Origin of the sequence: Carnobacterium viridans, from assembly GCF_900102725.1 — a bacterium.
Lineage (GTDB): Bacteria > Bacillota > Bacilli > Lactobacillales > Carnobacteriaceae > Carnobacterium_B > Carnobacterium_B viridans.
In genome coordinates this window covers 501,068-514,716 of record NZ_FNJW01000008.1, presented here as the reverse complement: position 1 = coordinate 514,716, position 13,649 = coordinate 501,068, and the positions used below count along the sequence as shown (strand labels likewise).

Annotated in this window: 12 protein-coding genes and 1 other annotated feature; of the genes, 10 read left to right on the top strand and 2 right to left on the bottom strand. The window is 35.8% G+C overall.

The features are described 5' to 3' along the window. Window positions 1-11: 11 nt before the first annotated feature. Together BLT48_RS03870 and BLT48_RS03865 are read left to right on the top strand one after the other, a co-directional pair. Window positions 12-1,262 carry an aspartate aminotransferase type Ic gene (locus tag BLT48_RS03870; protein WP_089975371.1) on the top strand — a complete coding sequence of 417 codons (1,251 nt, stop codon included), beginning with the start codon at window positions 12-14 and terminating at the stop codon, window positions 1,260-1,262. Window positions 1,263-1,398: 136 nt separating this feature from the next. After that, the gene (locus BLT48_RS03865; RefSeq protein ID WP_035023310.1) at window positions 1,399-1,908 is read left to right on the top strand and encodes a YtxH domain-containing protein; all 510 of its coding nucleotides are present in this window, start codon (window positions 1,399-1,401) and stop codon (window positions 1,906-1,908) included. Window positions 1,909-2,232: 324 nt separating this feature from the next. Here the strand turns inward: BLT48_RS03865 and BLT48_RS03860 are convergent, their stop codons facing one another. Then, window positions 2,233-2,667, bottom strand: a complete 435-nt coding sequence (locus BLT48_RS03860) for a DUF2188 domain-containing protein (protein ID WP_089975368.1) — start codon at window positions 2,665-2,667, stop codon at window positions 2,233-2,235. Window positions 2,668-2,865: 198 nt separating this feature from the next. Between BLT48_RS03860 and BLT48_RS03855 the strand changes: the two genes are divergently transcribed. The 5 genes from BLT48_RS03855 (at window position 2,866) to BLT48_RS03835 (ending at window position 7,932) form a co-directional block, all read left to right on the top strand. Further along, on the top strand, window positions 2,866-3,726 hold the full coding sequence (locus BLT48_RS03855; RefSeq protein WP_035023304.1) for a methyltransferase domain-containing protein: 861 nt from the start codon (window positions 2,866-2,868) through the stop codon (window positions 3,724-3,726). Between the two features lie 523 nt (window positions 3,727-4,249). Beyond that, window positions 4,250-5,419, top strand: a complete 1,170-nt coding sequence (gene queG / locus BLT48_RS03850; protein ID WP_035023301.1) for a tRNA epoxyqueuosine(34) reductase QueG — start codon at window positions 4,250-4,252, stop codon at window positions 5,417-5,419. 37 nt (window positions 5,420-5,456) lie between these two features. Continuing rightward, window positions 5,457-5,966: a tRNA (uridine(34)/cytosine(34)/5-carboxymethylaminomethyluridine(34)-2'-O)-methyltransferase TrmL gene (gene trmL / locus BLT48_RS03845; protein WP_035023298.1), complete on the top strand. Its 510-nt coding sequence runs from the start codon at window positions 5,457-5,459 to the stop codon at window positions 5,964-5,966. A 179-nt stretch (window positions 5,967-6,145) separates the two neighbouring features. Then, on the top strand, window positions 6,146-7,396 hold the full coding sequence (locus BLT48_RS03840) for a thiolase family protein (protein WP_089975364.1): 1,251 nt from the start codon (window positions 6,146-6,148) through the stop codon (window positions 7,394-7,396). A 2-nt stretch (window positions 7,397-7,398) separates the two neighbouring features. After that, window positions 7,399-7,932 (top strand): acyl-CoA thioesterase, encoded by a 534-nt coding sequence (locus BLT48_RS03835; RefSeq protein ID WP_035023292.1) that lies wholly within the window; start codon window positions 7,399-7,401, stop codon window positions 7,930-7,932. A 332-nt stretch (window positions 7,933-8,264) separates the two neighbouring features. Here the strand turns inward: BLT48_RS03835 and argS are convergent, their stop codons facing one another. Beyond that, complete coding sequence (gene argS / locus BLT48_RS03830; RefSeq protein WP_089975361.1) at window positions 8,265-9,959, bottom strand: arginine--tRNA ligase; 1,695 nt, start codon at window positions 9,957-9,959, stop codon at window positions 8,265-8,267. 91 nt (window positions 9,960-10,050) lie between these two features. Beyond that, window positions 10,051-10,287, bottom strand: a binding site (T-box leader). Between the two features lie 171 nt (window positions 10,288-10,458). On the opposite strand from argS, the gene argR reads away from it, so the two are divergent. The 3 genes from argR (at window position 10,459) to BLT48_RS03815 (ending at window position 13,397) form a co-directional block, all read left to right on the top strand. Beyond that, complete coding sequence (gene argR / locus BLT48_RS03825) at window positions 10,459-10,914, top strand: arginine repressor (protein ID WP_089975358.1); 456 nt, start codon at window positions 10,459-10,461, stop codon at window positions 10,912-10,914. Window positions 10,915-10,945: 31 nt separating this feature from the next. After that, window positions 10,946-12,475 carry a phosphohexomutase domain-containing protein gene (locus BLT48_RS03820; protein ID WP_089975355.1) on the top strand — a complete coding sequence of 510 codons (1,530 nt, stop codon included), beginning with the start codon at window positions 10,946-10,948 and terminating at the stop codon, window positions 12,473-12,475. Between the two features lie 61 nt (window positions 12,476-12,536). Further along, the gene (locus BLT48_RS03815; RefSeq protein WP_089975352.1) at window positions 12,537-13,397 is read left to right on the top strand and encodes an aldo/keto reductase; all 861 of its coding nucleotides are present in this window, start codon (window positions 12,537-12,539) and stop codon (window positions 13,395-13,397) included. Window positions 13,398-13,649 lie beyond the last annotated feature (252 nt).

Below are 13,649 nucleotides of genomic sequence, written 5' to 3'. Positions count from 1 at the left end.
GAGACAAAGAAATGAAACAATCAGCAGAAGAGTTAAAAAAATATTATGATCATTTAAAAGTAAGCTATGACAAATTTGTAGAACAACCGTTGAAGTTAAATATAAAAAGAGGTATACCGAGTAAGGAACAATTACAATTATCAGAACCTATGTTAGATGTATTTTCTTCCTCGTCAGATTTTATGAGTCAAGGTAACGTAGATATTCGCAATTATGGAGAATTAACGGGTATTTATGAAGCTAAAAAGTTGTTTTCTGAACTTTTAGAAACCAATTTAGATGAGATTCTGATTGGTGGAAACTCCAGTTTAAGTTTAATGCACTTAGCCATCGTATCTAATCTATTTTCCAGAAATAAAGGCACTCTTTCTAACGAAACCATTAAGTTTTTATGCCCCAGCCCAGGATATGATCGCCACTTTTCAATGACAGAAAACTTAGGCATTGAGATGATCTCGATTGAATTAAAAGAAGATGGTCCTGATATGGATGAAGTAGAAAGACTTGTAAAAGATGATGCAGCTATAAAAGGAATTTGGTGTGTTCCTACGTATAGTAATCCAACAGGCATAACTTACTCAGATGAAGTAGTTGATCGCTTAGCCAATATGAAGACAATGTCAGAGGATTTTATGGTTCTTTGGGATAATGCCTATCTTGTGCATCATTTGACGAACGATAAGCATGCAGCTAAAAATTTATTAAGTGCTTGTAAGGCTGCTGGGAATCCAGACCGCGCATGGATGTTCTGTTCAACATCAAAAATCACTTTTCCGGGTGCCGGTGTATCAGCTTTAGGAGCAAGTAAACGTAATATTGACTTAGTAGCAAAAGAACTTTCTTTTCAAACGATTGGATTTGATAAAATCAATCAAATGCGCCATGTGAAGTTTTTAAAAAATAAAAATCACATTGCTCAACATATGGACGACCATGCACGTATTTTAAAACCAAAATTTGATTTGATCAATCAGAAATTAACCGATTATTTTGCAGATAAAGATTATGTGGAGTGGACAGAACCAAAAGGCGGTTATTTTGTTCATTTGACGACCAAAAATGGATGTGCAACCGATATTGTTCATGCATTAGCTGAAATTGGCGTAGCCATAACAGAAGCAGGTGCAACTTATCCATACGGTGATAATCCTAAAGATAACAGTATACGTTTAGCACCAACTCCAGTATCACTAGAGGATTTAGATGCAGCAATGGACGCCATTTGTTTATGTATTGAATTTATTAGTTTGAAAAAAGAATGATCATTGTAAAACAATAAAGGGTAACTTTTGTTATATTGAATCTAAAAATGTAGAATGATAGTAGAAGTAATTGAAGTCTAAAGTTTTTTTATGGGAAACTTCATTTTTAGATTTATCATAGAAAGGAAGATGACAAATGTCAAAAGGAACATTTTTATTTGGAGCAGCAATAGGAGGAGCGGCAGCATATGTAGCAGCTTACTTATTTACACCTAAATCTGGAGAAGAGTATCAATTAGAACTAAGAGATAAAGCAGAAATGCTTAAAGAAACATCTAGCGATTATATGTCGATTGCTAAAGAACGTGGCGGAGATTTTAAAGCTATTGCAACAGATGCAGCAGTTGGCTTGAAAACAGATATGCAATTAGCCTCAAAACAATTAACAGAACAACTTAAAATGGACTCTCAAATTCTAAAAGCAGATTTGAAAGACGTTAAGGATGGCGTACCTGGAAGCAAAGAAACGTTAAAAGCTAATTTAAGTGAGGCCGTAAATGAAGCAAAATATACTGCTGTAAGTTTGAAAGATCAAGTCAGTCAAACAACTTCAGAAGCAAAAGATATTTCAAAAGCGGTTGTGGATGAAGCAAAAATGGAAATTAATGAAACCAAAGCAGAAAATAATCCAGTTGATACATTTTAAGGGATTGTTAGAAAAATGGAAAATCAACAACTAGTGTTGACAGAATAAAATAAATTTCTTCTGGAATGGACGATTTTGCTTATGGAGAGCCATGGAACCATCTGAAGCCAAGGACGTCTTCAGACTTTCAAGCCTCAAACAAAGCGTAATCGCTGAAGCGCTAACGCTTTATAGTTCGCATTGAATTCAATTCATGGCTACAAGCAATATCTATTCCTCTAGAAATTTCGTATAATTAATGTAAACAAGCTATCCACACTGAAAATTATTGAACCAAAATAATAAGGCACTTGCGATGAGAAACTTCATCGCAAGTGCCTTATTTTAATGTTGTCTAGTACCATCTTTTTTATAGATGATGACTTCAGAGTCTTTATTTGCAGCAATTTCATTAGCACGACTTATGGCATCATTTTTTTTATCAAATGTATCGCTAGCTCGTTTGGCTTCTTTTGTTTTGACCGACCAATGATCGTCTTCATAAAAGACTTCAACAGGATTGTCTAGTAACTTGGGATTAGCACTTGAAGTATCGTGCTGATCCTTTTTTTTAGGGTTCTTTTCTTTATCAAAAGCGTCTTTTTCATCTCTAGAAGCATCTTCCATCCACGATTTAGCTTGCGAGATCGCAATTGGAATCGCACGGTCATCTTCATACCCATTAGCTAAAAGAGCATTAGCAATTTCAATTGTTTTCTTTCGTAATAGTGGGTCAAAATTCTTTAATGAAGCAGGGTAGTCGTTCATATCCCATGGCATAATTATTAGCCTCCTTTTAAATGTTTATTTAAGTCTGTTATACCATTCTTCATGTAATCAAACAAATAAAAGGATTGTCTGATTATTTTTATAGTAACTATGAAATAATCGGTTAAAAATGGTATATTATTAGATGGGTATTTAAACAATGTACTGCATAAGAAAGTAAATACTATCTTACATGGAAGAAGGCTATATATGAAGAAAATAGAAGCAGCAGCATTGTTTATGAAAGAAAATAGTGAGTTGTTTCAGTGTCCAGTTTGTGAAGCAGTATTTAGCAAGACAGACGGAAATAGTTTGAGTTGTGTAAATGGACATCTTTTTGATATTTCAAAAAAAGGCACCCTTTATTTCTTATTAAAAGGGACAAAAAATGAGTATGATAAGGAAATGTTATCTTCACGATTTAACATTGCAACTGCAGGCTTATTTCATCCCTTATTAGATGATCTGTATCCAAGCATTGCTGAAAAAGAAAATGGGCATACTTTAGATGTTGGCTGCGGAGAAGGTTCTCAACTAGATTATTTAACAGAGTTAGGGTTAAAGGGTCAAAAAATTGGTTTTGATATCTCTAAAGATGCTATTCAATTAGCAGCAGCTCATTTTTCGAGTGCTTTTTGGTGTGTTGCGGATTTAGCGCAATCACCGTTTGCTACACAACAATACGATACGATATTAAATATTTTTTCACCTTCAAATTACAAAGAATTTAATCGTCTTTTAAAAAAAGGGGGACAAGTCATTAAAGTGGTTCCTGAGAAAGAGTATTTGATTGAGTTAAGACAATTATTTTACCGTGATCAAGAAGAAAAGCAAACTTATTCAAATGAAGTCGTGATTGCGAAATTTAAAGAACATTTTCCGTTGATGAAAATTGAAAAAATCAAGTATTCATTCGATTTAACGCCATCATTATTTGCAGACTTAATGAAGATGACTCCTTTAAGTTGGGGTGCCAGTCCAGAAGCCAAAGAATATGCCATAGAACATCCACTAAAAAAAATCACTATTGATGTTTGTGTCTTAATTGGACAAAAACAAGGTGCTTTGTGAACGAATTGTGAACTTTTTTGCTAATATATACCGGTTTCATGAATAATCTCAGCTATAGACACTTGCAACAATGCCACAGCGATGTTATATTACCTATAAGTTCTTAAACGTCATTCGTTTTTATCAGGAATCCATCAGATTTTGATAAAAGTTAATGAATTGTAACAGGCTTAACTAACGTATCGTTTCGCAGTGCTGGACACCGAAGCGATGCGTTTTTTTGTGTTTTTTTAGCTTGTTGGTCTATCTTTTGTCTCTTCGTCAAATGGTGTTGATAGAAGAAAATAACATTTCTTCTGGAATAGACGGGTTTGCTTGTGGAGAGCCATGGAATCCTTTGCATGATTACAAACAAACCTTATTCTTCAAGAAATTTCGTGCCATTAATTTAACTAAGCTATCAACACTAAAAAGTATAGAGCCTATCTTTTAGTGTAGTTGTATTTTTACGAAAGAATTTTTGTCTTTAAAGTGAAAATACGCTAAAATAGACGAGAAGATTGAGTTTATGGGAGTGAATCTTATGGTTGAAGAAGCAACTTCATTAAAAGAAAAAATTATTGAAGAAAGTAAACGAATCGGAATAGATAAAATTGGATTTACAACAGCCGATCCATTTGATGATTTAGAAGAAAAATTAGAGAAGCAGCAAGAACTGGGGCATCATTCTGGTTTTGAACATAAAGTCATTAAAGAACGGATTTACCCCGAGTTGATATTTAAAAGTCCTCGTTCGATTATTTCGATTGCTTTAGCTTATCCTACGAAAATGGATGCTCCCCCGCCTCGAGTGAAGGGAGAACGTCGTGGTGAATTTGCACGAGCTTCTTGGGGAACCGACTATCATGATATCTTACGAGATAAAATGAATCAATTGATTGCATATATCCGTCGTGAAGCGGGAGAAACTGTTACGTATAAACCTATGGTAGATACCGGAGAACTGGTGGATGTAGTAGTTGCGCAGCGTGCAGGGTTAGGTTTTATCGGAAGAAATGGCTTACTGATCACGGAAGAATTTGGTTCCTATGTTTATTTAGCAGAAATTATTACAAATCTTGATTTTTCATCAGATACTCTTGTCCCTTTTGGGTGCGGAGATTGTACGCGTTGTGTGGATGCTTGTCCTACCGGAGCGTTACTTGGGGATGGACGGATCAATGCCAAACAATGTCTCTCCTACCAAACCCAGACAAAAGGGATGATGGAAGAACAATTCAGACGGAAGATGGGACATGTTATTTACGGATGTGACATTTGTCAAATTGTTTGTCCATACAATAAAGGGAAAAATGTTCATTTCCATCCTGAGATGGAACCAGATCCTGAGAGTGTTATGCCAAAGCTCAAACCATTGCTGACGATTAGCAATCGAGATTTTAAAGAACAATTTGGCCATATGTCCGGTTCTTGGCGTGGGAAAAAACCACTGCAACGTAATGCTATTATTGCATTAGGCAACTACCGAGACAAATCAGCTTTACCAGATTTATTCCGCTGTATTGAAGAAGATATTCGTCCTGTAATCAGAGGAACAGCGGCTTGGTCAATAGCAAAAATCGTTTCTGCTAGAGATGAATTGGTCATTGAGTTTCTAGAAGAGGCATTAACAAAAGAAGAAGACAAAGAAGCCTATTATGAAATACAACAGGCGATTGAAACGATTAAAAGTAAAAAAGAGGAAAAAAGATAATTCATTTAAGCGTTATTTTAGGAGGAACTTGATTAACATGACAAACCACATTGCTTTATTTGAACCGCAAATACCTGCAAATACTGGAAATATAGCTCGAACGTGTGCAGCTACAAATACACAGTTGCATTTGATCGAACCTTTAGGATTTCAAACGGATGATAAACATTTAAAAAGAGCCGGATTGGATTATTGGAATGAAGTCCATATCACGTATCATAAAAATCTAGCAGCATTTATGGAAGTCGCTCAAAATGGTCAATTGCATTTGATCACAAAATTTGGTCATCGCGTCTATAGTGATGTTAATTATGCCGCAACTGAAGGCGATCATTATTTTCTATTTGGCAAAGAAACGACTGGTTTGCCAGAAGAATTTATGCGCGAACACGAAGAGGATTGTTTGCGTATACCAATGAATGACGAGCATGTACGGTCATTGAATTTATCCAATACAGCGGCTATTTTAATTTATGAGGCTCTTCGTCAACAAGGTTTTGAAGGTATGGAATTAGCCCATCATTACGATAACGACAAACTGGATTAATGCTAACCTTAAGAATCAAATTTATTTGATTCTTATTTGTTTAATAATGACAAATGTTATCTTAAAGGTAAAGCTTTTCTTAATATTGCTTAAATAGGGCAATGAGGTTTGATAATCTTTTTTGCAAGAATTATAATGAATAAGAATGCATCCCTATAAGTTAAGGAGAGGTTTAATTTATGCCAAGATTAAAAACTGAAGATCCCATTGTTATTGTTGGAGCAGCGCGTACACCAATTGGTGCTTATTTAGGTGGGTTAAAAACTATTCCTACTGGAGAACTAGGAGCGGTTGCGCTCAAAGAGGCTATTAAACGAGCTGGGTTAACGAATGAAGAGATAGATGAAGTCATAGCTGGTCAAGCAATGGGAACACAAGAGGAAAGCAATATTGGACGAGTTATCGGATTGAAGGCTGGCTTGAGACAGCAATCGACGGGCATGACAGTAAATAGGATTTGTGGTTCAGGTATTCAATCGGCTATTTCAGCGGTGCAAGAATTGATGACAATGGATGTCAATTTCATTGCTGCTGGTGGAGTGGAAAGTCTGTCTCGTTCAGAGTATTATTTACCTCTTGAATCGAGATGGGAAGGCTTTAAAGCCGGAAATTTTACTGTTATTGATGCAAACTTAGCACTTCATCAGCATGCTCAACCCAATGCACAATACCCTGAAGTTCATCACATGGGAGACACTGCAGAAAAAATTGCTGAAAAATATACAATTACTAGAGAAGAACAAGATGCTTATGCAATGGATAGCCAACGAAAAGCTGCCCAAGCCAGTGACAATGGGCGGCTTGCTCAAGAAATTGTTCCGATTGAAGTAAAAGGGCGCAAAGGAAGTATAACTGTCATTGATGCAGATGAACACCCTAGACCAGGAACAAATATGGAAAGCTTAGCTCGATTAAAACCGGCTTTTCGTAAAGATGGTAAAGGTACGATCACTGCTGGAAACGCTTCTGGGTTGAATGACGGGGCAGCTTTTGAGATTTTTACTAAAACTTCTGTTGCAAAAGAGCGTGGACTAGATGTAATGGCTAAAATTGTTGATTTTGCAATAGCTGGGTGTGATCCAAATGTAATGGGATTGGGCCCCGTTTATGCGATCAATAAAGTTTTGGCACAGTCTAATTTAACACTTGAAGATATTGATATTTTAGAAATCAATGAAGCTTTTTCCGCTCAAATACTGGGTTGTATGAAAGAATTAGGCATTGAACCTGGTTCAAAAATGTATAAACGCTTGAATCCAAATGGTGGAGCTGTAGCATTAGGTCATCCTTTAGGAATGTCAGGGGCTCGTATCATTACGTCAGTTTGTTATGAATTTAAAAATCACCCTGAAAAAAAATATGCCATTGCATCAGCTTGTATTGGTGGCGGTCAAGGAATCGCTTTATTATTAGAGAATGGATCTGTTTAAAAATGAATGAAAAAAGACCTGTTAAAAGATGTCGCGAATCATTAGTGGTTCAAACGCATAGGATCTTCCCAAATCAATTGAACAATCACGGAACATTATTTGGAGGAGAACTTATGAGTATGTTGGATGTTGCAGCTTCGATAGCCGTGACCAGACACGCTCGATCGCAATCTGTAACAGCTTCAACGGATTCAGTAGATTTTTTGCATCCCATTCAACGAAATGATGCGATTACTATTGAAGCTTTTGTTTCAGGTGTTGGAAAATCATCTGTAGAAGTTTTTTGTAAAGTTATCGGAGAGAATTTGCTTACTGGAGAGCAATATTTAGCGGTCACAGCTTTTTTAACATTTGTAGCCTTTAAAACCGATAAAAGTAAAGCCATCGTACCTTTGATCGAACCTGAGACAGAAGAAGAATCGTTTATCTGCAATGGATACGAAGAGCGGAATAAAAACCGCTTTATTAAAAGAGAATTCAATAAACAATTTGCTCAAAAGATTACATTAACGAACTCTTGGATGGATGAAGACTAAAAAAATAAACAACAAAAAGGGATTAAGACGTTTTGTCTTAATCCCTTTTTGTGATTCTTCGTCAAAATGGTGTGGATAGAACAAAATAAAAATTCTTCTGGAATAGACGGGTTTGCTTGTGGAAAGCCATGGAATCGCCTGAAGCCTAAAGTTCATAGTCTTCAGAGCTTTCAAGCCTCAAATATAGCATAACTGCTAAAGCATTAACGCTATATAATTCGCATTGAATTCAATGCATGGCTACAAGCAAACCCTATTCCTCCAGAATTTTCGTGCCATTAATTTAACTAAGCTATCAAAACTAAAAAGTATAGAGCCTTTTTTGGTATCTATTACATTTGATCGGGTGCTTGAACACCTAATAATCTTAAATCTTCTTTCAAAATTGTTGCAACAGATTGAACAAGAGCTAAACGAGCAGGTTTTTGAGCATCATCAGCAAGTACTTTACTGTTTGCATAGTATTTATTGAATGCTTGAGCTAAATGGATAGCATGTTTAGCAATAACAGAAGGCTCAAATTTTTCATAAGCACGTTGAACATCATCTGGGTAGCTTTCTAGTAATTTGATAATTTCCCAGCTATAAGCATCATCTAAAGGATAGTCAACAGTTGTATCGATTCCAGCAATCCCAGACTTTCTTAAGATACTCATTGCACGGGCTCTTGTGTATTGCACATAAGGACCGGTTTCTCCTTCAAAACGAACAACTTCTTCGATAGTAAAGTCAAAATTATTTAAACGATCATTTTTTAGATCATGGAAGACAACAGCACCAATCCCAACTTGGTCAGCAATGACTTCTTTATTTGGCAGATCTGTATTTTTTTCTTCAATTTGTTCGAGTGCAGAAGCAACAGCATCATCTAAAACTTCCTCAAGTAAAACGATTTTTCCTTTACGAGTAGATAATTTTTTACCGCCTTGTGTGATCAGTCCGAATGGGATGTGGTGCATATTATCCGACCAGTCATAACTCATTTCTTTTAATACAGCTTTTAATTGTTTGAAATGGTTGCTTTGTTCATTACCAACAACATATAAAGACATTGCAAAATCATACGTCCGTTTACGATAAATGGCTGCAGCTAAATCACGCGTGATGTACAAAGTTGCGCCATCAGATTTTTTAATCAATGCTGGATTTAAGTTGTATTTTTCTAAATCGACGATAGTAGCACCGTCATTCACGGTCAATACATTTTTTTCTTCTAGTAATTCCATAACTTCTTGCATTTTGTCGTTATAGAAAGCTTCACCATTAAAAGAATCAAAAGTAATGTTTAAACGTTCGTAGACATGATTAAATTCTTTAAGAGATTCTTCACGGAACCATTTCCATAGTTGCTGAGCTTCTTGATCGCCATCTTCTAATTTTTTAAACCATTCACGAGCTTCGTCATCTAATTCAGGTTTTTCTTCTGCTTCTTCATGGAATTTTACATATAAGCGTAAAAGTTCGACAATCGGATCTTTTTTTACAGCTTCTTCGCTGCCCCAAAGTTTGTAACCAACGATCAATTTTCCAAATTGAGTTCCCCAGTCCCCAAGGTGATTGATTTTAATAGGATTGAAACCTACTTTTGTTAGAATATTTGCTAACGCATTTCCGATAACAGTTGAGCGTAAGTGGCCCATTGAAATGGGTTTGGCAATATTGGGTGAGGACATATCAATAGGAACATTTCTGTTTCCACCGATATCAGCATCTCCGTAGTGTGGGCCTTTTTCAAGGATCTCTTTTAATACGGCAGCACTAACTTCCTTTTTATTTAAAAAGAAGTTTAGATAAGGTCCAACAACCTCAATTTTTTCAACAATAGGTGAATGAACTGTTTCCCCTAATTCAGTTGCAATTTGTTGAGGTGCCTTGCGAAAAGCTTTTGCTAAAGCAAAGGCAGGGAAAGCAATATCACCATGTTCTGCAGATTTTGGATTTTCTAATAAACCGACGATTTTTTTAATTGGTAATGCATCACCAATTTGTTCTTTTAAAGCTTGTGCAACACCTAATTTATAATCCATTTTTTTCCTCCTAAGTGAACGTCTTTTGACGATCAGAATTTAGTATTTTAGACATAAAAAAAACGCCCAATTTTGATTCTATGCTAATCAAAAAAGAGACGAGGCTTTCCCGCGGTACCACTCTTGTTGCTTCGTCCAATGACGAAACCACTTGTTTTTAGATAACGGCAAACAAAACCGAATGAGCTGATGAATACAAGTGAACTGTATTTTAAACCAGCTTTATTCCCTCCGAAGTGCGTTTCCTGAAAGTTTACATTGTTGGCTTGCACCATCCCAACTCGCTTGAAATGTTTCTTAACAGTACTTTCTTCATCATAGAGCAGATATAGTTGAACTTTATTTATTATAGCAAATTGTCTAAGAGAATACCATTCTTTTTAGTTAATAGAATTTTTATTCACCTTTTTGTAAAAATATCACAAAATATAAGCGTATACATCATTTGTTTGGTATACTACAAAAGAAGAATCGTTAAATTAGAAGGAGGCCTTGCAGTATGAAAAAATCAAATCGACAATTAGCAATCAAACAAATTATCACAAATCACGACATTGCTACACAAGAAGAGTTGTTGCATTATCTCAAACAAGAAGGGGTTGAGGCTACACAAGCAACCATTTCAAGAGATATCAAAGAAATGCATTTAGTTAAAACAACATCATCCAATGGTAACGTTAAATATACGATATTCCAAAACAATCGTATGTCTAATGAGGAAAAGCTACAATCTACATTAGGAGATGTTGTGATTCGATTGACCCAAGTACAGTTTACGAATGTATTGATGACTATACCGGGTAATGCGCACGTGGTGGCTGCATTGTTAGATGCCATTGATTTTCCAGAAATGGTTGGTACTGTAGGCGGTAATGACACTTGTTTAATTATTTCAAAAGATGAAGAAGATGCTAAAAAAATGCATGAGTATTTAAAAAGATGGATCGAAGCGTGATTTTTAAAATGTTATAGGGAGTGGATTAATCATGAATTCTGAATTTAATTTAGCTTCGCTACAAAATGGATCTGACATTCGTGGGATAGCCTTGAAAACGTCAGACCATGATATAACCTTAACAGATGAAAGCATTGAGAAAATTGCTTATGGATATGCTGTATGGCTAAAAGAAGTAAAGCAATTAGCTATAGAAGATGAAAAGAAGCCAGTAATCGTTTCTGTAGGACATGACAGCCGATTATCAGCTGGACGGATTAAAGCAGTCTTCATAGAAGGATTGAATAATGCAGGAATAGATGTTGTAGATGTAGGACTTTCTACCACACCTGCAATGTTTATGTCTACACAATATGACTCATATAAATGTGATGGTGCTGTTATGATAACCGCTAGTCATTTGCCATTTGAGTATAATGGATTAAAATTTTTCACAAAAGATGGCGGTGCGGAACACGAAGATATCGACTTTATTCTGCAACAGTCCAACTGGGAAAATGTTACTTGGGAAAATAATCAAGGAAAAGTTTCAAAAGCTCCTTTGCTGAATGATTATGCGAAAGACTTGGTAACTAAAATTCGAATTGGAATTAATGATAGCAATCATTATGAAAAACCGTTAACCGGTCGCCACATTGTTGTTGATGCAGGAAATGGAGCTGGAGGTTTTTTTGCTGAAAAAGTATTAATTCCCTTAGGTGCTGATATCAGTGGCAGCCAATATTTAGATCCAGATGGCCATTTTCCTAATCATATTCCAAATCCTGATAATAAAGAAGCGATGAAGAGTATTCAAGCAGCTGTTTTGCAACACAATGCAGATATGGGTGTTATTTTTGATACAGATGTTGACCGTTCAGCCTTAGTGGACCGTAAAGGCGACACGTTGAACCGTAACAATTTAATTGCTGTTATTTCAGCTATTTTAATAAGAGAAAACCCAAATACGACAATTGTGACAAGTTCAGCTACTTCTGAACACCTGAAAACGTTTATCACGTCTCTAGGGGGCAAGCAAGATCGGTACATTACAGGATATCGGAATGTCATCAATCGTGCGATTCAGTTGAATAAAGAAGGCGTCCAAACCAGCTTGGCTATTGAGACAAGCGGGCATGCAGCACTTCAAGAAAACTATTTTCTAGATGATGGTGCATACTTAGTTGCAAAAATATTAATGGCCGATGCGAATTTGAAAAAAGAAGGAAAAGACTTCTCAGATTTAATCACAACTTTAAAACAACCTGTTGAAACGGATGAAGTACGGTTTAAAATTTTGCCAGAAGATATCCATGTGACTGGTAAGAAGATTATGGAAGATTTCAGTCGTTTTATTGAGAAAGAAACTGATCTGTCAATTGAACCTGCCAATTTAGAAGGTGTACGTGTAAACACTTCTGGACAGTATGGTGCTGGGTGGATGTTATTGCGTATGAGTTTGCATGAACCTTTACTAGTTTTGAATTTAGAGAGCGATCAAGCTGGAGCCATTAAAAAGTTAAGAGAAAAAATGAAAGACTTTTTTTATGAACAAGTTGACTTAGATTCGTCTCGCTTGTAAATTCCATTCAAAATGGTTTAAACTTATTAATGTAAAAATGATAGCGAAGGAAGTGTAGTAAATGGGTGAACCGTTAGTAGAAAGTATTGAATTATACAATGGAGTTAAAATTCCTAAATTGGGTTTAGGATTATTTTTAATGAAAAATGAAGCTGAATTAGTAGATGCTGTTAAATACGCCGTAGAAGTAGGCTACCGTCATTTTGATACAGCTAAAATTTACGGCAACGAAAAATATTTAGCTCGCGGATTAAAAGAAGCTGGGATCAACAGAGAAGAGGTTTTTATTACTTCTAAAGTATGGAATTACGATCAAGGTTATGAACAAACAAAAGCAGCATTTCAAGAAAGTCTAGATCGTTTAGACACTGATTATTTAGATTTGTATTTAATTCACTGGGCTGCTCCAAAATATGTTGAAACCTGGAAAGCCATTGTTGAATTGTATGAAGAAGGAAAAATCAAAGCTATTGGAGTATCTAACTTCCAAATTCATCACCTCGAAGAACTTAAAAATCAAGGGTTGATGCAACCAATGATCAACCAAATTGAAACACATCCTGAATTTCCACAGAATGAATTGCATGAATACATGAAGGCAAATGGCATCATTCATGAAGCATGGGGTCCTTTAGGCCAAGGGAAATCTGACCTACTAAACCATCCAATCCTATTGGAAATCGGTCAAAAATATTTCAAGACTCCTGCACAGGTGATTATCCGCTGGCATTTAGAACGTGGAGAAGTTGTTATTCCAAAATCAGTTCATGACAATCGTATTTTAGAAAATAGTAATGTATTCAACTTTTCTTTAACAACTGAAGAGATGGAACAAATTAAGTCATTGGAAACTGGAATAAGATATGGCAGTGATCCTGATGACCAAGAAAGATTGTTAGAAACATCCGTTAGACCAGTATAATAAAAAATGGAAATTCAACAAATAGTATTGATTGAATAAAATAAATTTCTTCTGGAATGGACGATTTTGCTTGTGGAGAGCCATGGAACCGTCTGAAGTTGCTCTATTTTAGAACGTGTTTCAAAAAGCAAACCTGACGTCCGCTTTGTCATGGCTGTAGTTGCTTTAGCTACGTACAGACATGATACACTTAGGCGCAAGCCTACAGTGCTTCTATTTAATGCTCGATGGTCAGTGAACATACTGCGCTTA